Annotated in this window: 27 protein-coding genes; 19 read left to right on the top strand and 8 right to left on the bottom strand. The window is 67.6% G+C overall.

Translation table 11 applies throughout. The features are described 5' to 3' along the window. Nucleotides 1-88 precede the first annotated feature (88 nt). Nucleotides 89-571 carry a 2'-5' RNA ligase family protein gene (locus ABFP37_RS09610; RefSeq protein WP_347033400.1) on the top strand — a complete coding sequence of 161 codons (483 nt, stop codon included), beginning with the start codon at nt 89-91 and terminating at the stop codon, nt 569-571. Here ABFP37_RS09610 and pgm read toward each other — a convergent pair. Beyond that, the gene (pgm, locus tag ABFP37_RS09605) at nt 561-2,210 is read right to left on the bottom strand and encodes a phosphoglucomutase (alpha-D-glucose-1,6-bisphosphate-dependent) (RefSeq protein WP_347033399.1); all 1,650 of its coding nucleotides are present in this window, start codon (nt 2,208-2,210) and stop codon (nt 561-563) included. The genes ABFP37_RS09610 and pgm overlap by 11 nt on opposite strands. A gap of 321 nt (nt 2,211-2,531) precedes the next feature. On the opposite strand from pgm, the gene ABFP37_RS09600 reads away from it, so the two are divergent. Both ABFP37_RS09600 and ABFP37_RS09595 read left to right on the top strand, forming a co-directional pair. Beyond that, nucleotides 2,532-3,548 (top strand): nuclease-related domain-containing protein, encoded by a 1,017-nt coding sequence (locus tag ABFP37_RS09600; RefSeq protein WP_347033398.1) that lies wholly within the window; start codon nt 2,532-2,534, stop codon nt 3,546-3,548. A gap of 110 nt (nt 3,549-3,658) precedes the next feature. Further along, nucleotides 3,659-4,252: a DUF4190 domain-containing protein gene (locus tag ABFP37_RS09595; RefSeq protein WP_347033397.1), complete on the top strand. Its 594-nt coding sequence runs from the start codon at nt 3,659-3,661 to the stop codon at nt 4,250-4,252. A gap of 28 nt (nt 4,253-4,280) precedes the next feature. Here ABFP37_RS09595 and ABFP37_RS09590 read toward each other — a convergent pair whose 3' ends face one another. From ABFP37_RS09590 to ABFP37_RS09580, 3 genes are all read right to left on the bottom strand, one after another. Continuing rightward, nucleotides 4,281-5,126, bottom strand: a complete 846-nt coding sequence (locus tag ABFP37_RS09590; protein ID WP_347033396.1) for a hypothetical protein — start codon at nt 5,124-5,126, stop codon at nt 4,281-4,283. Between the two features lie 4 nt (nt 5,127-5,130). Further along, nucleotides 5,131-6,600 (bottom strand): peptide MFS transporter, encoded by a 1,470-nt coding sequence (locus tag ABFP37_RS09585; protein WP_078027442.1) that lies wholly within the window; start codon nt 6,598-6,600, stop codon nt 5,131-5,133. 78 nt (nt 6,601-6,678) lie between these two features. Continuing rightward, complete coding sequence (locus tag ABFP37_RS09580) at nt 6,679-8,190, bottom strand: amidase (RefSeq protein WP_347033395.1); 1,512 nt, start codon at nt 8,188-8,190, stop codon at nt 6,679-6,681. A 195-nt stretch (nt 8,191-8,385) separates the two neighbouring features. Here ABFP37_RS09580 and ABFP37_RS09575 point away from each other — a divergent pair, with 195 nt between their 5' ends. From ABFP37_RS09575 to ABFP37_RS09565, 3 genes are all read left to right on the top strand, one after another. Further along, complete coding sequence (locus ABFP37_RS09575) at nt 8,386-8,712, top strand: rhodanese-like domain-containing protein (protein WP_078027441.1); 327 nt, start codon at nt 8,386-8,388, stop codon at nt 8,710-8,712. A gap of 39 nt (nt 8,713-8,751) precedes the next feature. Beyond that, the gene (gene pheA / locus ABFP37_RS09570) at nt 8,752-9,732 is read left to right on the top strand and encodes a prephenate dehydratase (RefSeq protein ID WP_347033394.1); all 981 of its coding nucleotides are present in this window, start codon (nt 8,752-8,754) and stop codon (nt 9,730-9,732) included. A 93-nt stretch (nt 9,733-9,825) separates the two neighbouring features. Next, nucleotides 9,826-10,047: a hypothetical protein gene (locus tag ABFP37_RS09565; protein ID WP_078027439.1), complete on the top strand. Its 222-nt coding sequence runs from the start codon at nt 9,826-9,828 to the stop codon at nt 10,045-10,047. Between the two features lie 110 nt (nt 10,048-10,157). Here the strand turns inward: ABFP37_RS09565 and ABFP37_RS09560 are convergent, their stop codons facing one another. Then, nucleotides 10,158-11,222: a diacylglycerol kinase family protein gene (locus ABFP37_RS09560; RefSeq protein ID WP_078027438.1), complete on the bottom strand. Its 1,065-nt coding sequence runs from the start codon at nt 11,220-11,222 to the stop codon at nt 10,158-10,160. 124 nt (nt 11,223-11,346) lie between these two features. Between ABFP37_RS09560 and serS the strand changes: the two genes are divergently transcribed. Both serS and ABFP37_RS09550 read left to right on the top strand, forming a co-directional pair. Then, nucleotides 11,347-12,627 (top strand): serine--tRNA ligase, encoded by a 1,281-nt coding sequence (gene serS, locus ABFP37_RS09555; RefSeq protein ID WP_078027437.1) that lies wholly within the window; start codon nt 11,347-11,349, stop codon nt 12,625-12,627. A 161-nt stretch (nt 12,628-12,788) separates the two neighbouring features. Then, on the top strand, nt 12,789-13,634 hold the full coding sequence (locus tag ABFP37_RS09550) for an HAD family hydrolase (RefSeq protein ID WP_078027436.1): 846 nt from the start codon (nt 12,789-12,791) through the stop codon (nt 13,632-13,634). A 74-nt stretch (nt 13,635-13,708) separates the two neighbouring features. Here ABFP37_RS09550 and ABFP37_RS09545 read toward each other — a convergent pair whose 3' ends face one another. Beyond that, nucleotides 13,709-14,308: a hypothetical protein gene (locus tag ABFP37_RS09545; protein ID WP_078027435.1), complete on the bottom strand. Its 600-nt coding sequence runs from the start codon at nt 14,306-14,308 to the stop codon at nt 13,709-13,711. 217 nt (nt 14,309-14,525) lie between these two features. Continuing rightward, a complete protein-coding gene (locus tag ABFP37_RS09540) occupies nt 14,526-15,014 on the bottom strand; it encodes an inorganic diphosphatase (RefSeq protein WP_078027434.1) in 489 nt (162 codons plus the stop codon). A gap of 140 nt (nt 15,015-15,154) precedes the next feature. Here ABFP37_RS09540 and dacB point away from each other — a divergent pair, with 140 nt between their 5' ends. From dacB to hpt, 4 genes are all read left to right on the top strand, one after another. After that, nucleotides 15,155-16,672, top strand: a complete 1,518-nt coding sequence (gene dacB / locus ABFP37_RS09535) for a D-alanyl-D-alanine carboxypeptidase/D-alanyl-D-alanine-endopeptidase (RefSeq protein ID WP_078027433.1) — start codon at nt 15,155-15,157, stop codon at nt 16,670-16,672. A 104-nt stretch (nt 16,673-16,776) separates the two neighbouring features. Continuing rightward, a complete protein-coding gene (locus tag ABFP37_RS09530) occupies nt 16,777-17,895 on the top strand; it encodes a zinc-dependent metalloprotease (protein ID WP_347033393.1) in 1,119 nt (372 codons plus the stop codon). A gap of 29 nt (nt 17,896-17,924) precedes the next feature. Continuing rightward, the gene (gene tilS, locus ABFP37_RS09525) at nt 17,925-19,061 is read left to right on the top strand and encodes a tRNA lysidine(34) synthetase TilS (RefSeq protein ID WP_347033392.1); all 1,137 of its coding nucleotides are present in this window, start codon (nt 17,925-17,927) and stop codon (nt 19,059-19,061) included. 45 nt (nt 19,062-19,106) lie between these two features. Continuing rightward, a complete protein-coding gene (gene hpt, locus ABFP37_RS09520; protein ID WP_078027431.1) occupies nt 19,107-19,658 on the top strand; it encodes a hypoxanthine phosphoribosyltransferase in 552 nt (183 codons plus the stop codon). A 164-nt stretch (nt 19,659-19,822) separates the two neighbouring features. Here hpt and ABFP37_RS09515 read toward each other — a convergent pair whose 3' ends face one another. Then, nucleotides 19,823-20,656, bottom strand: coding sequence for a DUF559 domain-containing protein (locus tag ABFP37_RS09515; RefSeq protein ID WP_347033391.1), 834 nt, complete (start codon nt 20,654-20,656; stop codon nt 19,823-19,825). 421 nt (nt 20,657-21,077) lie between these two features. Here ABFP37_RS09515 and ftsH point away from each other — a divergent pair, with 421 nt between their 5' ends. The 7 genes from ftsH to ABFP37_RS09480 all read left to right on the top strand — a co-directional run bounded on the left by ftsH (nt 21,078) and on the right by ABFP37_RS09480 (nt 26,658). After that, a complete protein-coding gene (gene ftsH, locus ABFP37_RS09510; protein ID WP_078027429.1) occupies nt 21,078-23,144 on the top strand; it encodes an ATP-dependent zinc metalloprotease FtsH in 2,067 nt (688 codons plus the stop codon). A gap of 88 nt (nt 23,145-23,232) precedes the next feature. Next, nucleotides 23,233-23,793, top strand: coding sequence for a GTP cyclohydrolase I FolE (gene folE, locus ABFP37_RS09505; RefSeq protein WP_347033453.1), 561 nt, complete (start codon nt 23,233-23,235; stop codon nt 23,791-23,793). Between the two features lie 10 nt (nt 23,794-23,803). After that, nucleotides 23,804-24,721: a dihydropteroate synthase gene (gene folP, locus ABFP37_RS09500; RefSeq protein ID WP_347033390.1), complete on the top strand. Its 918-nt coding sequence runs from the start codon at nt 23,804-23,806 to the stop codon at nt 24,719-24,721. Nucleotides 24,722-24,734: 13 nt separating this feature from the next. Next, complete coding sequence (gene folB, locus ABFP37_RS09495; protein ID WP_078027426.1) at nt 24,735-25,094, top strand: dihydroneopterin aldolase; 360 nt, start codon at nt 24,735-24,737, stop codon at nt 25,092-25,094. Then, nucleotides 25,091-25,627: a 2-amino-4-hydroxy-6-hydroxymethyldihydropteridine diphosphokinase gene (folK, locus tag ABFP37_RS09490; protein WP_347033389.1), complete on the top strand. Its 537-nt coding sequence runs from the start codon at nt 25,091-25,093 to the stop codon at nt 25,625-25,627. Before folB ends, folK begins: the two co-directional genes overlap by 4 nt. A 13-nt stretch (nt 25,628-25,640) precedes the next feature. Beyond that, the gene (locus ABFP37_RS09485) at nt 25,641-26,165 is read left to right on the top strand and encodes a DUF3180 domain-containing protein (RefSeq protein ID WP_347033388.1); all 525 of its coding nucleotides are present in this window, start codon (nt 25,641-25,643) and stop codon (nt 26,163-26,165) included. Next, a complete protein-coding gene (locus ABFP37_RS09480) occupies nt 26,146-26,658 on the top strand; it encodes a PH domain-containing protein (protein ID WP_347033387.1) in 513 nt (170 codons plus the stop codon). Before ABFP37_RS09485 ends, ABFP37_RS09480 begins: the two co-directional genes overlap by 20 nt. Nucleotides 26,659-26,665: the final 7 nt, after the last annotated feature.

Raw genomic sequence — 26,665 nt, 5'->3', positions numbered from 1 at the left:
CAGGACTGCACGGCAAGCATCCGCGCCAGTTCCAATGTTAGTCCTGTTCAGGTCCGCCTGGAGAGGTGCCCGGTGCCAAACTTGGTGTATGCGGAACCTCATCATGGTCGCGTTCGCCGAACCCGTGGCGGAAGGCCAGGAATTCCGGCGGACCGACTGGCCGTTGCACATCACCCTGGTGCGGTTCGACGTTGGGAACGACGGCGACACCGCCCGGTTCGCGGGCCTCGCCGAAATGCCGGCCAAGCAGGCGCTGGGCACGGTCCTGGCCGTGGGCGGAGATGACCGTTTCGGGCGCCAGGGGTCCGTTCCGGTCAGTCTCGTCGAGGCTGACCCGGCACTCCAGGCGCTGCACGATTCGCTCGTGCAGGCCGTGGAGCAGGTCTCCGGACGCGTCGCCAGCCCGCACCATACGCGGCGGAACTTCCGCCCCCACGTGTCCCACTATGGCGACAAACGCCTGAACCAGGGCGACGCCGTCGTGCTTGGCCAAATAGCGCTCGTGGACATGGCGCCGGATGGCAACCACACCATCCGGCGTATCCTCGAGCTGTGGGAGCTTAGGAAATAACCCCGTCCACCAGCGCCTTGGCCTCGGCCTGGACCTGCTTGAGGTGGTCGGCGCCCTTGAAGGACTCCGCGTAGATCTTGTAGACGTCCTCGGTGCCGGACGGGCGGGCGGCGAACCAGGCGTTCTCCGTGACCACCTTCAGGCCGCCGATGGACGCGCCGTTGCCGGGAGCCTTGGTCAGCTTGGCGGTGATCGCCTCGCCGGCCAGCTGCGTGGCGGTGACGTCCGTCGGCGACAGCTTGCCGAGCGCTGCCTTCTGCTCACGCGTGGCCGCGGCGTCGATCCGGGCGTACACCGGGGCGCCGAACTGGTCCGTGAGGCCCTTGTACAGCTGGGACGGAGACTTGCCGGTGACGGCGGTGATCTCCGAAGCCAGCAGGGCCAGCAGGATGCCGTCCTTGTCCGTGGTCCACACGCTGCCGTCCATCTTGTTGAACGAGGCGCCGGCTGATTCCTCGCCGCCGAATGCGCCTTCGCCGGACAGCAGGCCGGGCACGAACCACTTGAAGCCCACGGGCACCTCGACCAGTTTGCGGCCCAGGCCGCCCGCCACGCGGTCGATGATGGAGGAGGAGACGAGGGTCTTGCCCACCACCGAATTCGGGTTCCAGCCGCTGCGGTTGCGGTACAGGTAATCGATGGCGACGGCGAGGTAGTGGTTCGGGTTCATCAGGCCGCCGTCGGGCGTGACGATGCCGTGGCGGTCGGCGTCGGCGTCATTGCCGGTGGCGACGTCGAACTTCGCGCCCTCGGACATCCGGTTGATGAGTGATGCCATGGCCGACGGCGACGAACAGTCCATCCGGATCTTTTCGTCCCAGTCCAGGGTCATGAAGGCCCACTGCGGGTCCACGGTGGGGTTCACCACCGTGAGGTCCAGGTGGTGCCGTTCGCCGATTTCGCCCCAGTAGTCCACCGATGCGCCGCCCATGGGATCCGCTCCGATGCGGACGCCGGCCTCGCGGATGGCGTTCAGGTCCAGCACCGACGGGAGGTCGTCCACGTAGCTGCTGAGGAAGTCGAACTTGCCGGTGGTCTCGGCGGCGAGAGCGTCGGCCACGGGGATGCGCTTCACGCCGCGGAGCCCGTTTTCCAGCAGTTCGTTGGCGCGGTTGGCGATCCAGCCGGTGGCGTCCGTGTCAGCGGGGCCACCGTGCGGCGGGTTGTACTTGAAGCCGCCGTCAGCAGGCGGGTTGTGGCTTGGCGTGACCACGATGCCGTCGGCCTCCGGGGTGCCGGCCGGGGCGTTCCGGTTGTAGGTGAGGATGGCGTGGCTCAGGGCCGGGGTGGGGGTGTAGCCGTGGCGCGCATCAATGAGGACGTTGACGCCGTTTGCGGCAAGCACCTCCAGGGCGGAGTTCTGCGCCGGTTCGCTGAGGCCGTGGGTGTCCTTGGCGAGGAACAGCGGTCCGGTGATGCCCTGGCCGGCCCGGTATTCCACAATCGCCTGGGTGATGGCCAGGATATGCCCTTCATTGAAGGACGCTTTCAGGCTGGATCCGCGGTGCCCGGAGGTGCCGAACGCCACGCGCTGTCCGGGGTCTCCCAGATCAGGCTTGACGTCGTAATACGCGTCCAGAAGAGCGGTCAGGTCAACAAGGTCTTGGGGTTGGGCAACTGTGCCCGCGCGGCTAGCCATGGCACCAGCATGCCAGACGACGGCGGGGCGCAGCACGGCATGTCCGAAATCCGGCCCCTGTGACGCCGGATGTCTGCAAATAGGGCCGACTACTTGGACGGATTTGGTTTCAGGAACTGAGTACAGGGGCCAAAAGTACCTATATACCGGCCGATTAGGGGACTGCTACTTTCAAAACAACAATGACGACGGCGGGCGTCCGGCCCGGGTGGAAAGTACCGGCGGCGCCTCGCGCGGGCAGCGGCGCGGAACCTTGCGTTCGGGGGAGCGGTTGACCGGAAGTGCGCTGCCGTCTGAAGGGCGAGGAACTCAGGGGGGAAAATGGGGGCTGCAGATGGCGCATTCGAGCGTACCCGGCTGGCCTCAGAGCGGATTGCGCGGCTGAAGCGCGACCTTGACCGGGCGGACCATGACGCGGGGTTAGGTGGAGCGGGCGTGGTTCCGGGCTCTGATCAGCTGATGGCCGCCAAACTTGGAGAGCTGGTTCCGTGGGGCTGGCTCCTGCTGCACGACGTCCACTGGCCCGGGCGGCCCCTTGCCCGCCTGGATCACGTGCTGGTGGGCCCTGGCGGCGTGATGGTGATCGGTGCCAAGGGCTGGACGGGCCGCGTGGAGGTCACTGACGGCGTGCTGCGCCATAACGGCTACGCGCAGCATCCGGCCATCGAGGTGGCCCTGGGACAGGCCGCCGCTGTGGCCGCCCTCCTTCCGGCGTCACGGCGGCGCTTCGTCCGCTCCCTGGTCTGCATCGCCGGGCAGGCCGGCGTGTCCGGAACCACCGGCTCGGGCATTGAAGTGCATGGAATCGACACCGTGGTGGCAGCGGTGGCCGGAATGCCGGATGTGCTGGATTCCCCGGCAATTGCGGAGCTCTACGCCCAGCTCGGGCGGCTGCTGACCCAGCCCCAGGTCCCGAAGGCAACCGGCTTCGGGGGCCGCCCCGGGCGGGTCGCCGTGGCGAAGAACGCAGGGAGCCGCCCCGATGGCCCGGGCTCCACGGCTCCCCGCGCGTCAACCACACAGCCGCCGGCGGCCGGCTCGTCTGCACAATCTGCTGCCGCGGCTTCATCGCCCGCACCGCAGCCCGCTTCTCAACGTTCCGGTCAGCCGCAGTCGGCTCCGCGCCACGCGGCCGGCCTGAACTCCGGGTTTCGGCACGCCACTGTGCTTCCGCCGACGGCAACTCCGTCAGCAGCCCGGCCGCTGTACCCAGCAGGCAGGGAGTATTCGTCCGGGGCTGCGCTTCGTTCCGTCGGGATGGCCCTCATCGCCGGCTTTATCACTACGGCGCTCCTTGCCCCGCCCCTGTGGCTGCTGTGGGAGCTGCTGCCCCAATAGCGCCGGGCCGGAGAAAGCGCTTCGCAGCACTGGCCGCCGCCGACGCAGGAGGATCAAAAGTCCTGGTGCGGCGGTAGTGTTTTGTTCAGGACTTAATGAGGGGAATTTCCATGACAGAGCAGCGCCCCGCCGGGACGGGCGGCGACCAAACACCTGACGGCTACCAGCCGCCGTCGTCCATTCCGCCGCAGGGATCGGATATCCCGGCGCCGCCGCTCTACACGCCGCCGGGAGAGCAGTACGGCCAGCCGTACGGGCAGCAGTACGGCGAGCCGGGCGGACAGAATGACCGGGCCGGAGAAGGGTACGGAAGCCCGTATTCGCAGCCCAGGAGTCCGTACGCCCAACCGGGCGGCCCCTACGGCCAGCCCGGCCAGTACGGCAGCCCGTACGGTCAGCCGGGCCAGTACGGCAGCCCGTACGGCCAGCCTTCCTACTACGGCATGGCCCCCGCCCCGAAGAACCTCAGCATCGCCAGCCTGTGCTGCGGGATTGCGGTCTACGTGGGCTTCGGGGTTTTCCTCCTGCCGCAGCTGGCAGCGGTCATCCTGGGCCACATGGCCCTGCGGCGCGAACCGTCCGGCCGGGGCTTCGCCATTGCGGGCCTCGTCATGGGGTACATCGGGATTGCCCTGACGGTCCTGGCGATCGTGGCACTGGCGGTGCTGGCCAGCCTCGCCACCACGTCGTCCAGCACCTTCTGACGGGTACACGGCCGGCGCGGTCTGGCTCCTAGGCTGTCAGCGCATCGATTAGCCGCGCCTCGTTGGCTTCCAGCCAGCGGCCGCGGCGGGTAATCAGGCCGCCCACGCCGTCGGCCCACATCCGGGCCCAGCCGCCCCCAAGGGTGCGGGCGTTCTGCGCCATGCGGTCGTGCGAGAGCCTGGCGGCCTCCGCACCGAACTGCGGCAGCCGCCGTCGTTCGTCTTCCGTCCACCCGTAGGCGTCGGCGAAGATCCGCAGCCGCCGGAACGGATCCACGGCTTCCCAGCCGTCCCACGCGTCCGCCGGGTCCCGGAGCGGCGCCCAGTGCATCGCCGTGTTGAAGGAATCCTTGAAGCCCGTGCTGGGCCCGGCGAGGTCGAAGTCGACGACGCCCACAGCCCGGCCGCCGCGGACAACCACGTTCTGCGGGGTCACATCGAGATGGCAGACCAGCCCGCCCTGATCCTGCCGGACGGGCCGCGGCGGGAACGGATGCCGGGACGGCACAAAACCCGCCGACGCCTCATGCAGCCGGCGCACCAGCAGCGCCACGGAGCGCAGCAGCTCCTCGGACTGCGCCCACTGTTCCGGCACTGCCCCGGCGCACTCTCCGGGGACGAACGTGAGGACGTCCCGGCCGGCCTCGTCGCGGCCCAGGAAACGGGGCGAGCCCTCAAAGCCGGCGTCCTCCAGCCAGTCCAGGTAGCCGGCCACGGCGTAGCTCTGCGGCTGGTGCGGGCGGCGGACGGTGCCGCCCACCCGCACCACGCCGTCGGTGACGTCTCCCGCCGGCAGGAGTTCGACGTCGGATGCCTCACCGGGAGCCGCGACGTAATGGCGCCGCTCGACGGGGAGGCGTGTCACCGGGTTCACGCGGTTAGCGTACGCCGCTCATCAATTTCCTGATAGCCGGCGACGCGGCAGCCAGCGCAACAGCCAGCAGCATGCCGGTGCCGCCGATGCCGACGAAGTACGGGAGTTCGTCGTCCGGGTTGTACAGCCCCGCCAGGATGCCCGCCAGGGTGGTGCCGAGCGAGACGGACAGGAAGAACAGCGCCACCATCTGGGTGTGGAAGGCCTGCGGTGCGAGCTTGGTGGTCACGGACAGGCCGATGGGGGAGAGGAACAGCTCGGCGAGAGTGAACAGGAACAGGATTCCCACGAGGGCCAGCAAGGGCGTCTTTCCTCCGCCGGCGAGCGGAATGAACGCCAGGAACGCCAGGCCCATCACGAACAGGCCGATCGAGAACTTGAGGGCTGAGCCGGGCTGCCTGGAGCCGAGCCGTGTCCAGAGAGCGGCCATGACCCCGGCGAAGACGATGATGAACACCGGGTTGATGGACTGAACCCAGGCGGCCGGCATTTCCCAGCCGAACAGGTTCCGGTCCAGCTTCTCCTCGGAGTACACCGCGATGAACGTGAACTGCTGCTGGAACAGCGCCCAGAATGCCGCGGAGGCAATGTACAGCGGGATGAAGGCTGCCACGCGCTTGCGTTCGGTGCCTGTGACTTTCTTGCTGGCGAAGATCAGCGCGAAGTAGAGGACGGATGCGCCGATCGCGGCGTAGGCCACGGTCGTGGCGAGGTTCTCCGCGTTCACCACACCGGTGGCGAGGAGCAGGGCGAGGACCGCGGCGACGCCGAGGAAAATGAGCCCGTACCGGGAGCGCAGCGCGGCCGGCAGCGGGCTGGGCACACGGTGCGCCTCCTCCGGGAGCTTCTTGCGGCCCGCCGCGTAGATCACCAGGCCCAGGGCCATGCCGACGGCGGCGGCCCCGAAGCCCCAGTGGAAACCGTTGCTTTCCTGCAGCCAGCCGGTGACGAGCGGGCCGATCAGCGCGCCCAGGTTGATGCCCATGTAGAAGATCGAGAAGCCAGCGTCGCGGCGGTCGTCCTTCTCGCCATACAGCGTGCCGACGAGGGCGGTGGCGTTGGCCTTGAGGCCGCCGGAGCCGACGCCCACGAGGACCAGCCCGGCGATCAGGCCGGGAATTCCAGGCACCAGCGCCAGGGCTATGTGCCCGCACATGATCATGACGGCGGAGCCGAACAGCACGCGTTCGGAACCGAACAGCCGGTCCGCAAGCCAGGCGCCGAGGATGGTGGAAAGGTAGACCCCGCCGCCGTAGGCGCCCACAAGGCCGGCGGCCAGGCCCTGCTCAATTCCGAGGCCGCCCTCGGCCGCCGTGAAGTACATGTAGTACAGCAGGATTCCCTGCATGCCGTAGAAGGAGAACCGCTCCCACATTTCCACGGAGAAGAGGCTGGCCAGCATCTTTGGGTGGCCAAAAAATGAAGTATCGCCCGGCGTTGTAGCGGGGCGATCGGATAAATGAGTTGTGCTCATTTACTTAAGGGTGACACTCCGGATCCGGATTGTCACATGTTCGGTTGCCCGCAGCAACGGCTTCCGGCCCCGCGGGGCCTAGAATCCCAGCTGCGCCGCCGTCTGCAGGAGCAGGGCCTCCGAACCCGGCTGGCCGATCAGCTGGACGCCCATCGGAAGCCCTTCGCCGGCGGCTCCGCCCGTCCAGTGCACCGGGATGCTGACGGCAGGCAGGCCGCATACGTTCACCATGGAGGACCACGGCGCGAACTCGCACTGCCTGCGGTAGTCTCCGTCGGCGTCGCCGGCCCACTCCGCAACGGGCCAGTGACCGTCCCCGTGGCCGGAGCCCGTAAACCAGCCGACGGGCCGCGGCGTTTGCGCCAGGGAGGGCGTGAGGATCAGGTCCCACTCGGCGTACTGGGCCACGGTGTCGCGCTGGAACTGGCGAAGGAAGGCCAGCGACTCGTTGAGTTTCGAGGCGCTCCGCTGCTGTGCGCGGCGCCGGAACGTCCGGGTCAGGGGGGTCAGGAGGGCTTCGCGCTGCGGTGCAATCCGGGCAGCCCCGACCCCCGCCGTCCACGCCGTCGTGAACGCGTCCGGGTAGCGGTTGTCGTAGCGGACGGACGTCTCGACGACGTCGTGCCCGGCACCGGTCAACAGGCGGACCCCGGCCTCAAGCGCCTCCAGGGCCTCGGCATCCGGCGTGAACGGGAAGATGCCGGACCAGGGGCTGTCCAGGCTCACGCCGACACGCAGCTTTGCGGGTTCGCGGGTGACGGCTTCAAGGTACCCGCCTGCGGACTCCGGGCCTGAATCCCGGCCCGAATGCCGGCCCGAACCGTGGCCTGCGCCCGACGGTCCGCCGTTGGGGCCGTCCGTGGTTCCGCCGGAGGATCCGTCCCGAACCAGCGCGTCCAGCATCAGCGCGGCGTCCGCTGCCGAGCGCGCGAGCGGCCCGGTCACCACCAGCCTTGCCGGGTCGCCGCCGCTTTCCCCGGCGGGGGCCAGGCCCCGCCCGGGTTTGAGCCCCAGCAGGCCGCAGGCCGCGGCCGGAATCCGGACCGACCCCCCGCCGTCCGTTCCCGGTGCGAACGGGACCAGCCCGGCGGCCACCGCGGCGGCACTGCCGCCGGAGGAACCGCCCGAGCTGCGGCTCAGGGAATACGGATTCCGCGACGGCGGGGCGATGCGGTTTTCGCTGTAGGCGGTCAGTCCGAACTCGGGCACCTGCGTCTTGCCGAGTGAAATGGCGCCGGCACTTTTCAACGCCGCAGCCAGGGCTCCGTCCAACGGGGCGGGGCGCCGTTCCAGTGCGGCGCTGCCATGCGTAGTGACCACGCCGGCCACATCAGTGAGGTCCTTGAAGGCCAACGGCACGCCATGGAGCGGCGGCAACTCCTGTTCGGCGGAGCGCCGCGCGTACACGTCGTCCGCTGCTGCTGCGTCCGCCATGGCCATGTCGGCGGTGACGGTCACGAATGCCCCCAGCCTGGGATTGGATTCGTCGATCCTGCCGAGGAAATGGGCAGTCGCTTCCCGCGCGGACAGCTCGCCCGATCGCAGGGCATCCCTGAGCTGGACCGCGGACAGCTGGTGGATATCAGCCATGGAAGCCGGACTCCGGGCGCCCTGGCAGTCGCCTTCCGCGGTCAGCGGAGGCGGCACGTATTGAGCGGGGGCGGGCAGGCACTGAGGCTCTCCTTCGGGGTCTCCTGACCAGCGTAACCTGAGCAGTCCGGAGGTGCGCGGCCCGTTGCTGGCGATACGCTGGTGCTGAGAGCTTGGGCCAAGGAGAGGACTCCCATGAGCGACTTCGATACCGTTACCGTCAACGATGTTCCGGCGGACGCCACTATCCTGGACGTCCGGGAGGACTACGAGTGGGTGGCCGGACACGCGGAAGGCGCCGTGCACATCCCGCTGGACCAGCTTCCGGCACGCCTCGACGACCTTGACCCGGACGATGACCTTTACGTCATCTGCCGCACAGGCGGGCGGTCTTTCCGCGCCGCGCAGTGGCTCGTGGGCCAGGGCTATACGGCAATGAACGTGGCCGGGGGCATGGACCAGTGGCTCGAATCCGGGAAGCCGCTCGTCTCAGACAACGGCCTCAAGCCAGTGGTTCTCTGACCTCCGCGCCGTCCCGTACATAACACCAAAGGAATACGCATGCCTGCCGCCCGCCCCACCTATACGTTCCTTGGCCCTGAGGGCACGTTCACGGAGGCGGCCCTCATGCAGGTTCCGGACGCTGCGGAGGCAGTGCGCATCCCGTCGTCCAACGTCAACACCGCGCTGGACAAGGTCCGCGACGGATCCGCGGACGCCGCCATGGTGCCCATTGAGAACTCGGTGGAAGGCGGGGTGACAGCCACGCTGGATGCCATCGCCACGGGTCAGGAACTCCGGATCATCCGGGAGGCCCTGGTGCCTATCAGCTTTGTGCTCGTGGCCAGGCCCGGCGTGGAAATCTCGCAGGTCCGCAGGGTCTCCACGCACGGCCACGCGTGGGCGCAGTGCCGGCTCTGGGTGGATGCCAATATTCCCGGAGCGGAATACATTCCGGGGTCCTCCACGGCGGCCGCGGCAATGGGGCTGCTGGAGGACAACCCGCATTACGATGCCGCCGTCTGCGCGCCGATCGTGGCCGCGGAACAGCCGGGGCTCCATGTGCTGGCAGAGAACATCGGAGACAACCCCGGAGCGGTGACCCGCTTCGTCCTGGTCAGCCGTCCGGGGGTGCTGCCGGCCCGGACCGGCGCGGATAAGACGACGGTAGTGGTCCCGCTGCCCGAGGACAGGCCGGGTGCCCTTATGGAGATCCTGGACCAGTTCGCCACCCGCGGCGTCAACCTGAGCCGGATCGAGTCCCGGCCCACAGGCCAGTACCTGGGCCACTACTTCTTCAGCATTGACGCCGACGGCCACGTGGCAGATGCCCGGGTGGCCGACGCCCTCGCCGGCCTGCACCGCATCAGCCCGGCAACACGCTTCCTGGGCTCGTACGGCCGCGCGGACGCGCAGAGCCCGGTGGTCCCGCCGCACACGTCCGACGAAGCATTCCGTGCTGCGCATGCTTGGGTCGGAGAGATACTTGCAGGCGAAACTCTCGGCACCGGAATGACGGTCAAAGCTTCGCCCACAGCGTAGACAAATGCCCGTTGGGGCACTTCCCTGCCCTTGTTACTGTGCGTATGCTTGCCTGATCAACAAGGGGGGTGGCCCCAACGAAGGGAGCGGGTCATGTCAGACGGAACCAGCACCGACAACGACGGCCAGGGAATGATCGTCAATCCCAAGCCGACCTCCGAAAACCAGGACTGGGACGGGGACGATGCAGACCGGGCGGACCGCCTGCGCTTCGAAGAGGAACAGGCCATGATCCGGGAGCAGTCCGAGGCCCGCGCAGCCGCCAAGGCCGCCGCCGACGCCGCCAAGCATCCCGGTACGGCCAAGACCGCCTAGGCATCCATTCCGCGGTGGCTCTTCCGTCCTGCACAGTCCAGGGCCGTTGCGCCGTCCAGACCATCCAGCCAGTACTCAACGGCTGATCCCGCCGTTCCCGCCACTGATCGCTACTGGCGGGCTGTGTCTTCCCTGACCCGCACCAGCAACGACCTGGGCTCCACGTGAACGGTGACCTTTGTGGCGTCCCCGGAAGTATCGCCGTCGAGCTGCGTGGGCATGGGTTCCGGGCACTTGATGACCACCTTGCCGGACCGGTAGACGCTCATGACGGGCAGGTGCCGCTTGTGCTTGAAGAGGATTTTCGCGTACATGGCCAGCCATCCGACCGCGCTCCGGGGGCTCATGACCACCACGTCGAGCATGCCGTCGTCGATCATGGCCTGGGGGATGAGGTCGATCCCTCCCGGAACAAGCCCGCAGTTGGCAAAGAGGACGCTCCGGATCTTGCGGGCCTGTTCGGGCTCGTCGTCCAGTGAGATCGACACTTTCTTCCGACGGCCGGGCAGGTGGCGGACGCCCGCCTCCGTGTAGGCGAGCCAGCCCACGGCCCGCTTCAACCCGGCGTTCGTGTCGCCCACCACCTCGGCATCCATTCCGATCCCGGCAATCACGAGGAACGCGTGGTTTGAGGAGTGGCCGGTCTGCGAGTTCTCAATCCGCATCCGCGCGGTATCGATGTAGCGCTGGTGGCCAAAGAGGGCAGTCTGGACGCTGCCGTAAAGGTCATAGACGTCCACGTCGACGTTGCGCGCCAGGAGGTTGCCCGTGCCCAGCGGGATCAGGCCCATCGCCACCCCGGTGTGTGCGAGGGACTCTGCCACGACGCGTACTGTTCCGTCGCCGCCGCCCACCAGGACGACGTCGGCCCCGTATTCCAGCGCCGCCCGCACCTGGGAATGGCCGGGGTCCTCCGCCGTCGTTTCAAAGAAACGCGGGGCCTCCCAACCTGCCGTCAGGCAGGCCCGCTGGATCGTGGAGCGCGCCTCCGAGGACTTGGCCTTGACGGGGTTCAGCACCACGGCAACGCGCTGGTGTTCAAGGCCGTGCTCGTGGGCGTTCTCCCGCACGGCGCTGCGGGCGTGTGCTGCCTTGAGCTTGCGCACGCCCCACCAACTGGAGACGGCGAACGCCAGTGCCCCAGCGATCAGGACGTAGAGAAGCAGGTCGCTCATGGTGCTCCAACACTATCCCGCCCGGCGGCGCCCACAGATCAGCAACCAGTCCGGTCATCCGCTGCGGGGAGGGTTGCCGGCGGCGTCCGCCCGGACAGCGCTCCGGATTCGATACTCTTGTCTGGTGATCGACGTAAAAGACCTCAGCGACAACCCGGACAAGTTCCGCGCCAGCCAGCGCGCCCGCGGCGCGGACGAAACCCTGGTGGACGCGATCATCGACGCGGATTCCGCGCGCCGGGCCGCGCTGATCAGCTTCGAAAACCTCCGCGCCGAACAGAATGTGTTCGGCAAGAAGGTGGCCCAGGCCAGGGGCGAGGAAAAGCAGGCGCTCCTGGCAGAGGTCCGCGAGCTCGCCGGGGCCGTCAAGGCCGCGTCAGCGGAGGCCGATGCCGCGCAGGCCAAGCAGGAAGAGCTGCTCCGCACCATTCCGAACCTCATCGAGGACGGCGTGCCGGAAGGCGGCGAGGACGACTTCGTTGTGGTCAGGACCGTCGGCACGCCCCGCGAATTCCCCGACTTCGAACCGCGGGACCACCTTGAGATCGGCGAACTGATCGGCGCCATCGACATGGAGCGCGGCGCCAAGGTTTCCGGCTCACGGTTCTACTTCCTCCGCGGCGTGGGCGCAAGGCTCGAGATGGCCCTGCTGCAGATGGCCATGGACCAGGCCATCGAGGCCGGCTTTGTTCCCATGATCACCCCCACCCTGGTCCGTCCCGAGACCATGCAGGGCACCGGCTTTGACGTCAAGCACGACGCCGAGATCTACCGTCTCGCCGAGGACGACCTTTACCTGGTGGGAACCTCCGAGGTGCCCCTGGCCGGATACCACGCGGACGAGATCCTGGATCTCACGCCCGGACCCATCCGCTTCGCCGGCCAGAGCTCCTGCTACCGCCGCGAGGCCGGCTCGCACGGCAAGGACACCCGCGGCATCATCCGCGTGCACCAGTTCAACAAGGTGGAGATGTTCATCTACACCACTGCCGAAGAGGCCGCCGCGGAACACGAACGCCTGCTGGCCTGGGAAGAGGAGATGCTGGCCAAGTGCGAGCTGCCGTACCGCGTGATCGACACCGCCGCGGGCGACCTCGGAATGTCCGCGGCCCGCAAGTATGACTGCGAAGCCTGGGTCCCCACCCAGGGCGCCTACCGCGAGCTGACATCCACCTCCAACTGCACCACGTTCCAGGCCCGCCGCCTGAACATCCGTGAGCGCGTGTTCAGCGAGGACGGCACACCCAAGGGCACCCGTCCCGTCGCCACCCTCAACGGCACCCTGGCCACCACCCGCTGGATCGTGGCCATCCTGGAACACCACCAGAACCCGGACGGCTCCGTCAACGTGCCGGCGGCCCTGCAGAAGTACATCGGCGGGCTCCAGGTTCTCCCCGTTCTCTAGGCCGGTTTCTGCAGGCAGCGCCGCGAGGCGTGCGCCCCTTCGAACGCGGGGGCAGGTAAACACTCACAGCGGGGAAAACCTGTGAGTATTTACCTGCTGTTCACACGGTGCTGTGGCCTGCGTCCTAGCGGGTGTCAGGGGTGTCTGCTCTACTAAGAGGCATGACTACATTGACTGAAAACTCAGCCGCTGGCATCGAAGACCAGCAAGAAGTACAGCAGAAGCTGATGATCGCCCTGGACGTTGACGGAACCCTGGTGGACCACGACGGCCACATGTCCGCCCCCGTCCGCGAAGCCGCCCAGGCCGTGGTAGCCGCCGGCCATGACGTCATGATCGCCACGGGCCGGTCCCTTAACGCCACCCTTCCCGTCATTGAGCAGATCGGGATCGACCGCGGCTACGCCGTCTGCTGCAACGGCGGCGTGACCCTGCGCCTGGATCCCGAGCTGGCGGACGGCTATGAAATTATCCACAAGGCCACGTTCGATCCCGGCCCCGCGCTCCGTGCCCTCCGCAAGCGCCTGCCGTCAGCCAAGTACGCGCTCGAGGACGAGAACGGAAACTTCCTCTCCACCGAGCGCTTCCAGGACGCGAGCTTCGGTGTGGAGGCCATCGGCGTCGATTTCCAGACCATGCTGGAGGCCACGGCCGTCCGCGTCGTGGTCTTCAGCGCCGAAAACACGCCCGAGGAATTCAACGAGGCCATCGAACACATCGGCCTTGCCGGCGTCACCTACTCGGTGGGCTGGACCGCGTGGCTGGACATTGCCGCCGCGGGAGTCACGAAGGCCAGTGCGCTTGAAAGCCTGCGCCGCAGGCTCGGCGTGGAGGCGTCCGGCACCATTGCCATCGGCGACGGCCGCAACGACATCGAAATGCTCACGTGGGCGGGCCGCGGCGTCGCCATGGGCCAGGCCCCGGAGGAAGTGGTTGCCGCGGCGGATGAGGTCACCAAGTCCGTGTACGACGACGGCGCCGCGCACGTGCTGCGCGGACTCCTGTAAGCGCCGGGCTGCTCAGGCGTTGCCGCGTTAGGGGCCCGGCGGGGTAACGGGGCCTTGGCGGTCCTCGGGAACGCTTACCGCACCTCGAGGATCATGGAAAGCAGCCTGGCTGCGGCTGGCCGGGCGGCGTGCTCCTCGTTCCACTGTGACCTCGCCACGGCCTTGCTGACGGCCTGGGAGGTGATGCCCAGTTCCGCTGCCACGGCCTTCTGCTGCCCGCGAACGCCGGGGGTCAGCAGGTCCAGGACACGCCATTCGGCCTCGCTCCTGTCCCGGACAATATGGCCCAGGAGCCGGAGCACCGATTCGGATTCCGCTGCCACTTCCGCCAGGGGTCCCTCCACGGCCACCGGAATGCGCTCTTTGCCGTAGCGGAGCCGGTCCACGGCCCGGCGTGCGTAGACCAGCCCGTGCCCGGAGGCGTCTTTGATCTGGTTCGGCAGCGGCTCGTTCACGGGGCCGACCCCGATCCCCACGAACCAGCTGCCGCACCGCAGTGCGATCATGGCGGCTTCCACAGTCTGGTGGGCACAGTCCAGGATCCCTTGGACTTCGTCCTCCACGGAGCGATCGAAGTCAAGACGCGCAGGAATGTGCCGGAGGTCCTTGAGGAGCTGCGGAACCCGGTCGCCGTCGCGCCGGCTGTCTGTTTGGTTGATAGTCAGCGTGAACATGGTGGAAATCAGACTACCCGGTGGCTGCCGGGAGGCAAGATCTCCTGACGTGGGACGTTACGCAGCTCACTTCGGCCCGCGGGGGGCGCTGGGGAGGGGCCGGAAAGTGGTCCGGAAAAACGCGACGGCGGCAGGTGGGGTCCCCACGGACCCGCACCTGCCGCCGTCGTAGGTTAAAGCGGGTACTGGGACCACGCCGTCAGGAAGACGGTGGGGATTAGTGTGCTGCGGGCACGTAACGCTTGATGGAAGCCTCGAGTTCGGCTTCGGCAGCGGCACGGTCGGCCCAGCCCTCGGCCTTGACCCACTTGCCGGGTTCCAGGTCCTTGTAACGGGTGAAGAAGTGCTCGATTTCCTTGATCAGGAACTCGCTGACGTCGCTGATTTCCTGGATGTGGTCGAACCTGGGGTCGGCCGGCACGCACAGGACCTTGGCGTCGCCGCCGCCGTCGTCGGTCATGTTGAAGACGCCGATGGGGCGGGCCTCAACGATGACGCCCGGGTGCAGATCGAAGTCCTGCAGGAGCACCAGTGCGTCCAGCGGGTCGCCGTCTTCGCCGAGGGTGTTCTCGAAGAATCCGTAGTGGGTGGGGTACTGCATGGAAGTGAAGAGGACGCGGTCCAGGCGGACTCGGCCGGTCTCGTGGTCGACTTCGTACTTGACGCGCGATCCCTTGGGGATCTCGATGGTCACGTCATGCTTCATGGAATGCTCCTCGACGATTGCTTGGTGTTCGCGGCACGCGAAAAGGAGTGTCAGTGCCGCCGACTACTATTGAGGATATAGCGACAGGCCCAGGTTTCAGGAACTAGTGGGGTAATTTCAGAACTTTGAGGACCAGCAGCATGAGTGGCACCACCGGCACAGCAAGCAGCCGCGAAAGGCTCCACACGCTGATCCGGGCCTGGCCCACGGCCCTGCTCACGCTTCTGCTTGCCGCACTGGCGCTGCCCGCCGGAATGCTCATTGCCCCCGCACTGACCGGCCCGGACCAGTCCGCCCCCGGCGCCGCCCAAACCCCCGCATGGCAGCTCGTGCCGGAACGCCTGTCCGTCCCCCAGGGCATCGGGCCGCTCAGCAACGCGGCGCCAGTTCCCGTCCCGGCGAAGGTGGCGGCAAAGCTGGACCCTGCCCTCAAGACCGACGGCGGCGGGACGTTCACGGGCGTGGTCCAGGACGCAGCCACGGGCCAGGTGCTCTTCGACCGGAACGGTGCCGCCAACAGGATCCCGGCGTCGAACATGAAGCTGCTCACCGCAGTGGCGGCCCTGCGGGCCATCGGCCCTGAGGCGCGGTTCAGCACCAAGGCCGTTTCCGTTTCCCCGGCGAAGCCGCAGGCGTCACCGCCGGGCGCAGCCCGCGCCGGGACGCGCTCCGTGGTGCTGGTGGGCGGCGGGGATGTGCTGCTGGGTGAGGGCGAATCCGCCGCGGACAAGGTGCTCGGCCATGCGGGGCTGGCCACCTTGGCCAACCTGACCGCCGAGTCGCTGCGCAAGGACGGGTTCACCGGCAAGGTGGAGGTCCTCGTTGACGATTCACTTTTCACCGGGCCTTCGCTGAACCCGGCCTGGAGCCCGGAGGACGTGGCAGCCGGGGAGATGGCCCCGTTGTTCCCGCTGGCGCTTAACTCTGCGCGGTTCGATCCCGCAGAGACCACGGGGCCGCGGCCCCAGGATTCCGCCCTTGCCGCGGGCGAGGCTTTCGCGGCCCGGCTCCGGGCGGCCGTCGCGGCTGCGGGAGTGACGGTGGCGCCCGCCGTCGCACGTGTTGAGGGGAAGACGGCGGCAAATGCCGCCGTGCTCGGGGAGGTGCAGTCGGCAACCGTCAGCCAGCAGGTCGACCTCATGCTCCAGACTTCCGACAATTACCTCGCCGAAACCCTCGGCCGGATGTCGGCTGTTGCCACCGGCCAGCAGGGGAGCAGCGATTCCGCCAGGACGGCGGTCCTTAACCAGCTCACGGGCCTGGGCATCCCCACGGGCGGCATGGTGGCAGCGGATGTATCCGGCCTGGCGCTGGACAACCAGGTCTCCGCCCGGCAGTTCTCGGAGGTGGTCCGTGCCATCACCACCGGCCCGGATACACGCCTGAGGGCAGCGCTGGCAGGCTTCCCCGTGGCCGGCCTGACGGGGACGCTCGGGGACAGGTACATCGATGAGTCCACGGCCGAGGGCGCCGGGCTGGTCCGGGCCAAAACGGGAACCCTGAACAGCGTCATTGCCCTCAGCGGTTACGTGGTGGACGCGGACGGCCGGCTTCTGGTGTTCTCCTTCATCGGCAACGGCCTGACTGCGGGTGCGGAGGGCAACAAACCCGCCCTGGACGCCTCGGCCACGGTGCTCGCCGCCTGCGGCTGCAACTAACGGTCAAGGCCCGCTTCCTGCCGGCGCCGGGCCCGGCTGCCGACTGTTCGCCGGTGAGCGAATTTTAAGGCGCGTTGCCGGGCGCGTGTGTTCTGATGGTGCGTATGGAGTCAACCGCAGGCCAGACAACAGCACCGGCCCAGGCCCTGATCAACTGGGAGCTTGCCGCGTCCGCAGCAGCACGGCTTGCTCCGGCAGGCCCTTCGCTTAGCGCGAAGGAGATCGGCGAAGCCGTAGACCAGTTGCGCGCCCTGGCCGATGCGTCGGTGCCCCACGTTCACCACATCACCGGGCTGGAGGCTGCGCGCGATCTCCGCGACTCCTCGGTCCTGGTGGTGGACCGCGCCTCCTGGGCAAAAGCCAACACCCAGAGCTTCGCGGTCATGCTGAAGCCCGCCATCGAAAAAATGCTCGAGAACCGGCGCGGGAACATCAGCCCCGGCGCGGCGAGCGTCAGCGGAGCCATCACCGGCAGCCAGCTGGGCGCGGTGCTGGCGTTCCTTTCCAGCAAGGTACTGGGCCAGTACGATCCGTTCGCCGCGCTCGCCGAAGGTTCCCATGCGCCGTCGGGCGGGCGATTGCTGCTCGTGGCCCCGAACATCATCTCCGTGGAGCGCGAGCTCAACGTGACCCCCGAGGATTTCCGGCTCTGGGTGTGCCTCCACGAACAGACCCACCGCGTCCAGTTCGCCGCGGCGCCCTGGCTCCGGCACCACATGCTGAACGAGATCGACAGCCTCAGCGGCCACCTTCTGGGCAACGTCGACTCCCTCATGGAACGGGCGTCGGCGGCCGCCCGGTCGCTGAAGGACCGCACCGCCTCAGGCGCCACACCGGGTCGGGGCGCCATCCTGGACCTGCTGCAGAACCCCGAGGAGAAGGCCGCGCTGTCCCACCTCACCGCCGTGATGAGCCTGCTCGAGGGCCACGCCAACGTGGTGATGGACGCCGTGGATGAGAGCATCGTGCCCTCCGTGAAGACCATCCGGCAGCGTTTCAACGCCCGCGGCAAGGACAGAGGCGCCATTGAGAAATTCATCCGCAGCCTTCTGGGCCTCGACGCCAAGATGAGGCAGTACAGCGACGGCGCCAAGTTTGTCCGCGCCGTGGTGGAAGTGGCCGGCATGGAAGGCTTCAACCGGGTCTGGGAAGCGGCGGAGAACCTGCCCACCGAGCCGGAGATCCACGACGCCAAGATCTGGATCGACAGGATGGGGCTCTAGTTTCCGTGCAGGGCGCATCAACGGCCTCAGTGCCCGATTCCGACGGCGGCGGCCCTGCCCCGCGTACGGGCCGGCGCCGGCCCGGCCGGCTGGCGCCCGTCCTCGGCACCGCGCGGAAGATGCTGCAGGAAGCGCTCTCCCAGGCCGGTTACCCGGAACGGATCCTCGTCGCCTGCAGCGGAGGCCCCGATTCGCTGGCCCTTGCCGCCGTCGCTGCCTACTTCGCCCGCCGCGGCCACGTGGACGGCCACCCGGTAGCTGTGGGGGCAGTGGTGGTGGACCACCAACTGCAGCCCGGTTCCGCGGACGTCGCGGCCCGAACGGCAAAGACCCTAGGCGAGCTTGGTCTCAGCCCGGTGCAGATCCGCACCGTGGACGTAGCGACCAGCGGTGTGGGCCCTGAGGCGGCAGCCCGGGACGCACGGCATGCCGCGCTTGAAGCGGCAGCAGCCGAGTGGGGCGCGGACGCGATTCTCCTGGGGCACACCCTTGATGACCAGGCGGAGCAGGTGCTGCTCGGCCTCGCGCGCGGCTCCGGCACGAGGTCGCTGGCGGGCATGCGTCCGGTGCGCGGAAGACTGCTCCGGCCTTTCCTGGGCCTCCGGCGCGCGGACACGGTGGAGATTTGCCAGGCGGAGGAGCTCGAACCCTGGCACGATCCCAGCAACGCGGATCCTGCTTTTGCCCGCTCCCGGACCCGCGTGGAAGTCATGCCGCTGCTGGAGGACAAGTTGGGCCCCGGCGTTGCGGAGTCCCTCGCCCGGACCGCCGCCATCCTCCAGCTGGACGCGGACTATCTGGAGGACGTGGCCAACAACACCTATGCCTCGCTCGCAGAGCGCACCGGTCCCGATGTCGGCCTGCCGGAGGCGGCCCTCAACGAACTGGCCCCGGCCATCAGGTTCCGGGTGATCGCCAAGGCCGCCGCCGACGTCGGCGGTCAGCAGCCCAGCTATCAGCGGCTCCTGGCCGCGGAAGCCCTGCTCCGCCGGCAGGGTTCGGCAGGGCCAGTGGAGCTGCCCGGCGGAGTGAGCGTCTACCGCCTGTCGCTCGCCCAGCTGCTGGCAGGCGAACCGGACGGGGAGCAGAGCGGCGCCGGGGTTCCCCGCGAGGGCGCACGCTGTGGGAAGCTTGTATTCCGGCTTCGAAAACCGATCCGAAAATAGTCGCACCCGCATCTACACTTCCCCGCATCTACACAGGAGCTATTGGTGGATTCATCCGACGTCCAGGCAGACCTCAAGCACGTTCTCTACACCAAGGAACAGATCCAGCAGCGCATCACCGAGCTCGCGGCGCAGATCGACAAGGACTACGAAGGCCGTGAAATCCTCATCGTGGGCGTGCTCAAGGGCGCGGTCATGGTCATGGCGGACCTCGCACGTGCACTGCACAGCCACATCTCCATGGACTGGATGGCTGTTTCCTCCTACGGCTCCGGCACGCAGTCCTCCGGCGTGGTGCGCATCCTGAAGGACCTCGACACCGACCTCATGGGCAAGGACGTGCTCATTGTCGAGGACATCATCGATTCCGGCCTCACGCTGTCCTGGTTGAAGACCAACCTCGAGTCCCGCGGCACCGCATCCGTGGAAATCTGCACGGCCTTCCGCAAGCCGACGGCCGCGAAGGTGCAGATCGACGTCAAGTACGTCGGCTACGACATCCCCAATGAATTCGTGGTGGGCTACGGCCTGGACTACGCCGAAAAGTACCGCAACCTGGACTTCGTCGGCACGCTGGCCCCGCACGTCTACGAATAACGGGTCCTGTAGCCGTTTTACCGCGCATTTCTGCTCCACTTTGGGCGCCCACGCCGCCGTCGAACCTTGGAAACAAGGGGCCGACGGCGGCGTGAGCCGGTTAATAGGGTGCAAAAATGCGTAAGTGACCGGCCCTGGCTGCCGGGCCGGGCACGCTGGCCGGGCTAGCGAGGGGTACGTGGCGGCGTGGCCAGGGTCAGGCGAATCTGTTCCAGCATCTCGTCCGGGCGGTGCAGCACGTCCTCGTACAGGTATCTCAGGACGCGGTAGCCGGTGGCTGCACCGACGTTGTTCCGCCTGATGTCCTTCTTGAACTGCGGCTTGTTCAGGTGGAAGCCCACGCCGTCGATCTCGACAATGAGGCAGCCGTTGATGAGGAAGTCCACGTAGCCGATGCCGTCGAGGTAAACCTGCGTCCGGACGTCGAAGCCGTGCCTCCGGAACAGCACGCGGGCGACTGTCTCAAGCAACGAATCCGACCCGTGTTCGACCAGGCCCAGGACCGCACGTGCCCGGCCGTTGCGGGCGCCCGGGAGAAGCCGCCGCAGGAAATCCGGATCGGTCTCGCCGCGGTTGTAGGCGCATTCCACCATCACCAGGGCCTCCAGCTCAGGTAGGCATTGGAGGGAGTGAACCAGGACGTCCTTTAAAGGCAGGATCGGAGGAAGCAGCGTCGAGACATTTCCGCTGATCCGGTGGGCTGGATGGCCGGCGGGGAGCCTGCGATGCGAGGCCGCCAGGTGCGGACGGTCCGGTGTTCGGATGGTCCACAGTGCGTAATGGCCCGCGGCCGAGACACACGTGACCGCGGCGTTGAGCTCATATGCGCGGACGAAGTCCGGATCGGCCTGGGGCAGGCGGTAGACCCCGTGCCGGTGCTTGAGCATCAGGCCGCAGTTCACGGCATGGTCGATCTGACCCGGCGTGAAGCCCGCCTTTCGGAGGTGCGCGAGCCTGGTCACTCCGCCCTGCCGGGTGAGGAAATCCGCGGGAAGCATGCTGTTCAGCCTGCACCGCGCCTTGGAGTTGCTGCAGGTGCCGGGCTGGCTATGTGGACAATCCGGTCCGTTCCTGGGCTGTGGAGGGGGAGTGGCGGCGTGATAATCCGGCATTTCTGCACCTCTTTGGCGGCCGGGAACGGTCCGGGCCCAGGACATCCGCGGCATCCTGATCCTGGCGCCCGTGGAAGTGGTGCAGAAATGCCGGAAGCGGGGGGCCAAGCGCACCGCCCCACGCGAAGCCGGCCGTGCCCGCGGGCCTAGCCCGGTCGCACCCTGCTACGCCCAGAGGGAACTTTTGCCCTACACCGTGCGTGATTTACTCCGGACGGTGTATAGCTAGAAGCGAAGCAGCACCACACGCGCGCAGTCCACGCGCCGTGCAGCACTACCAGGAGGGACGGGGCCAGCCCCCGAACAGATGAAAGCTAAGAGTTTCTTCAAAGGCCCGGGCATCTGGATCATTGTTGTGGTCGGCATGCTCCTGCTCGCCTTTGCTACGTTGGCTCCGGGCGGTGCGACACGGATCGACACCCAGCCGGGCCTTGAGCTTCTTGCCCAGAGCGGCAAAGTGGAACAAGCCAAGATCTTTGACGGCGAGAACCGCGTGGACCTCGTCCTGAAGGACAACCTGGTCATCGACGGACAGGACAAGGGCAAAAACGTCCAGTTCTTCTTCGTCAACGACCGCGGGCCGGACGTCGTCAAAGCCGTGACCGACTCGAACCCCTCCAAGGGCTACACGGACCAGCCGGTGGAGAGCAACTGGCTGTCAGGCCTGTTCTCGCTGCTGATCCCGGTACTGCTGCTCGGCGTCCTGTTCTGGTTCCTGCTCTCCCGCATGCAGGGCGGCGGCTCGAAGGTCATGCAGTTCGGCAAGTCCAAGGCCAAGATGGTCAATAAGGACATGCCGCAGGTGACCTTTGCGGACGTTGCAGGTGCCGACGAAGCCGTTGAGGAGCTCCAGGAAATCAAGGAATTCCTTGCCGAACCTGCCAAGTTCCAGGCCGTGGGCGCCAAGATCCCTAAGGGCGTGCTGCTGTACGGTCCTCCGGGCACCGGCAAGACCCTCTTGGCGCGCGCCGTCGCAGGCGAGGCCGGCGTGCCGTTCTTCTCCATCTCGGGCTCGGACTTCGTTGAAATGTTCGTCGGTGTTGGCGCTTCCCGCGTCCGCGACCTCTTCGAGCAGGCCAAGTCCAACGCGCCCGCCATCATCTTCGTGGACGAGATCGATGCCGTCGGCCGCCACCGCGGTGCTGGCATCGGCGGCGGCAACGACGAACGCGAGCAGACCCTCAACCAGCTCCTGGTTGAAATGGACGGTTTCGACGTCAAAACCAACGTCATCCTCATCGCCGCCACCAACCGCCCCGACGTGCTGGACCCGGCGCTGCTCCGCCCCGGTCGCTTCGACCGGCAGATTTCCGTTGAAGCCCCGGACCTCGTCGGCCGCGACCAGATCCTCAACGTCCATTCCAAGGGCAAGCCCATGGCGCCGGACGTGGACCTCAAGGCAGTGGCCAAGAAGACGCCCGGCTACACGGGTGCGGACCTGGCCAACGTGCTCAACGAGGCGGCGCTGCTGACCGCCCGCTCCAACGCCAACCTGATCGACGACCGCGCGCTGGACGAGGCCATTGACCGCGTCATGGCCGGACCGCAGAAGCGCAGCCGGGTCATGAAGGAACACGAGCGCAAGATCACGGCCTACCACGAAGGCGGCCACGCGCTGGTTGCCGCGGCACTGCGCAACTCCGCGCCGGTCACCAAGATCACCATCCTGCCCCGCGGCCGCGCCCTGGGCTACACCATGGTTGTGCCGGAGAACGACAAGTACTCCATCACCCGCAACGAGCTGCTCGACCAGATGGCCTACGCCATGGGCGGCCGCGTCGCGGAGGAGATCGTCTTTCACGATCCGTCCACCGGCGCCTCGAACGACATCGAGAAGGCCACGTCCACGGCCCGCCAGATGGTCACGCAGTATGGCATGAGCGAGCGCGTGGGTGCGGTCCGCCTTGGCCAGGGCGGCGGCGAGCCGTTCCTTGGCCGGGACGCCAGCCACGAACGCAACTACTCGGACCAGATCGCCTACATCGTGGATGAGGAAGTCCGCCGCCTGATTGACCAGGCGCATGACGAGGCCTACGCCATCCTCACCGAAAACCGCGACGTCCTGGACCAGCTGGCGCTCGAGCTGCTCGAGCGCGAGACCCTGAACCAGGCCGAGATCGCGCACGTCTTCCGCGACATCCGCAAGCGCGACTTCCGCGAAGTGTGGCTGTCCAAGGAAACCCGTCCCGTCCAGTCCGCCGGACCGGTGGAATCGCGGCAGGAGAAGGCCGAGCGCGAGGCCCAGGAGGAAGCCAAGGAAGCCCGGCTGGAGGAACCGCTGGACGCCATTCCGCCGCATCCGCAGGGCGTTCCCGAAGACGCCACCTTCCAGGGTGGAGTAACGGAGGCCGGTCCGGGCGGCCACCACGGCTAAGCTCTTTGGTGTGACTCACTTCGACGACGACGACCTTTCCGCCTCCGCCGACCACTCGGCGGAGGGCGGATCCGGCCGGCACCACAAGGTGGACAGGCCGCGAATTGAAGCGGCGGTGCGGGAAATCCTGCTGGCCATCGGCGAGGATCCGGACCGCGGCGGCCTGCATGACACCCCGCGCCGCGTGGCCAAGGCCTATGCCGAGGTCTTCGCCGGCCTGCACCAGGATCCGGCAAGCGTCCTCTCCACCACCTTCGACCTCGACCACGAGGAGCTGGTGCTGGTGAAGGACATCCCGTTCTACTCCACCTGCGAACACCACCTGGTTCCGTTCCACGGGGTGGCGCATGTGGGCTACATCCCTTCCCACGAAGGCAAGGTCACGGGACTGAGCAAACTCGCACGGCTGGTGGATATATTCGCCCGCCGGCCGCAGGTGCAGGAACGCCTCACCACGCAGATCGTCGAAGCACTGGTCACGCACCTCAAGCCGCGCGGAGCCATCGTGGTGGTGGAATGCGAACACATGTGCATGTCCATGCGCGGCATCCGCAAGCCCGGGGCCAAAACCGTCACAAGCGCGGTCCGCGGGCAACTTCATGACCCGGCCACCCGTGCCGAAGCCATGAGCCTCATACTCGGAAGGTAATAAACAGACTATGGATTCCCTAGCTGCAGCACCTGGAACCGGACCCGCCACATCACCCCTGCCCGTCCTGCGCAAACCGCGGCCGGCAGCCAAATTCGAAGACCTGCCCACCGGCCGCACGCTGGTAATGGGCATCCTGAACGTCACCCCGGACTCCTTCAGCGACGGCGGCAAGCACCCGACGCCGGACACCGCCATCGCCGCCGGCCTGCGGATGTTCTACGCGGGAGCCGACATCGTCGACGTCGGCGGTGAATCAACGCGCCCGGGTGCGGAGGAAGTCAGCCCCGAGGAGGAGCAGCGGCGGGTCCTGCCGGTCATTGAGGCCCTGGTCAAGGCCGGAGCGCTGGTCAGCATCGACACCACCCACACGTCCACGGCGGAAGCCGCGCTCGACGCCGGGGCCACGATCATCAACGACATCTCAGGGCTCAGCCTCGAACCGGGAATGGCCGAGCTCGTGGCCGCGCGCAAGGCGCCGTACGTCCTGACGCACCGCCGCGGCGATGCGAAGACCATGACGTCCCTGACGGACTACGACGACGTCGCGAACGACGTCGTCTCCGAGCTCAACGGCGTCCGGGACAAGCTCTACGCGGCCGGCGTGCTGCCCGAGCAGATCATCATTGACCCGGGCATCGGCTTCTCCAAGACGGACGAGCAGAACTGGGAGCTCCTCGGAAACCTCGGGCGGCTGGAGGAGATGGGGCACAAGGTCCTCGTGGGCGCCTCCCGCAAGCGGTTCCTCGGCACCCTCCTCACCGTGTCCGGCAAGGCTGCGCTCCCGGAGGAGCGCGACGCCGCCACCGCAGCCATCACGGCGATCAGCGCAGCCCGCGGGGCGTGGGCTGTCCGCGTGCACGACGTCGGATCCAGCCTGGACGCAGTCAAGGTCGCGGCCCGCATGGCCCCCGGTCCCGGCCACTAAGCAGGCGGACACGATGGACAGGATCTCACTGAGCGGTGTCACGGCCACCGGCTACCACGGCGTGTTCGACTTCGAACGCCGCGAGGGCCAGCCGTTTGTTGTGGACGCCGTGCTGCACCTGGATTTCAGCCGGGCTGCGGCGTCGGACGATGTCCGGGACACCGCCCACTACGGCGAGGTGGCAGGCCGGATCACGGACTGGATCACCGGTGAGCCCCTCAACCTGATTGAGGCCCTGGCCGTGCGCATGGCCGACGGCCTGCTCAACGAATTCAAGATCGACGCCGTGGAGATCACGGTGCACAAACCAAAGGCCCCCATCGAGGTCCCGTTCGGGGACGTCGCCGTCAGTGTCTACCGGGAGCGGCCATGATCACCCAGTACACCCGGGCGGTACTCGCCCTGGGCAGCAACCTTGGAGAGCGGAACGACACGCTGACCGAAGCCGTGGCGGACCTCGTCGACCGGCCCGAAGTCCGGCTCCTCGCGGTGTCACCGGTGGTGCAGACCAAGGCCGTGGGCGGACCTGCCGGCCAGCCGGACTTCCTGAACATGGTGATCTCCGTGGAGACGTCCCTCGCGCCGCTGGAGCTGCTCAAGCACTGCCAGTCGGTCGAAAACAAGTACCACCGGGTCCGCGAGGTGCACTGGGGGCCGCGGACGCTCGACGTCGACATCATCGTGTACGGGGATCTGGAAAGCTCCGATCCCGTGCTCACCCTCCCGCATCCCCGCGCGGCGGAGCGGGCGTTCGTGCTCTACCCCTGGTCCGTGATCGAACCGTCGGCCACCCTGAACGGCGTGCGCATAGGCGAACTGGCGGCCCAGGCCGCCGACTACCGTGACCTCACCCCGTTCGACGGGTTCGGGGACTTCGACGGCGTGCCCACAGCGGGGGCGGTGTAAGGCCGTGAAGCCCATGAACCCGCTCCTGCTTGCCGTGGTCGGCCTGGCCGTGGCCGTTGCGGGCTGGTCCGCCGCCGTCCTGACGAGCCGGTACGGCATGGCCACCCCGGTGTTGCCGGCCACCGCTTTCGTCACGATGGGCGTGATTGTCGCCCTCACCCTGGTCCTGGGCATCAGGGTCCTGCGCTGGCGCAACAGTGCCAAGAAGAAGACCCCGCTCAATCCGATCCTCGCCGCGAGGACCCTCGTGCTCGCGCAGGCCTGCGCGTACGCGGGATCCGTCCTGCTGGGCTGGCACGTCGGTATTTTCGTGGACCAGTTGCGGATCTGGAGCCTGCGCAGCACCCTGGACATCACCTGGCTTGCCTTTGGCATGGCGGGCGGCGGCCTGGTCATGGTGGTGGTGGGGCTCGTCGTCGAACGTTTCTGCAAGATCCCGCCCGAAGACGGCGACACCGATTCGACGCAGGGCCTGCCCGGCCAGGGCCACCGCGGCAAGGCAAAAGGGGAAGGCGAGTATGCATACCGCGGCGATTGATCCGCCGGGAATCACGTGGCTCCGCGTTTCCCCCAAATACGTCACGGTCCGCCTGGTCGAGTGGGCCCTCGGCAACCTGATCGTTATTGCCGTGCTGAGCCTGCCCCTGCTCTTCACCCGCCTCGGCTGGTGGAGGTGGCCGCCCCTCTGGCTGGCCGTCGCCGTGCCCGCGTTCATGCTGGTGCTCGCACTGTGGCGCCTGCTCCTGATTCCGCGCCAGGTGCGCGCCATCGGCTATGCGGAGCGCGACGACGACCTCCTGATCCGCGGCGGCATCTTCTTCCAGCGCGTCATGGTGGTCCCGTACGGACGCATGCAGTACGTGGACATCAGCGTGGGTCCGGTGGAGCGGCGGCTGGGGCTGTGCACGCTAAAGCTGCACACGGCGTCAGCCTCAACCAACGCCTCGATCGCCGGGCTGCCTGCCGAGGAAGGTGCACGCCTGCGCGAACAGCTCCCAGCGCGCGGTGAAGCCAGGCTGGCCGGGCTGTGACCGCCGG

It is taken from the genome of Burkholderia sp. RS01, from assembly GCF_039748055.1.
Lineage (GTDB): Bacteria > Actinomycetota > Actinomycetes > Actinomycetales > Micrococcaceae > Arthrobacter.
The sequence above is the reverse complement of the archived record's forward strand: the minus strand, read 5'-3'. Positions and strand labels throughout refer to the sequence as shown.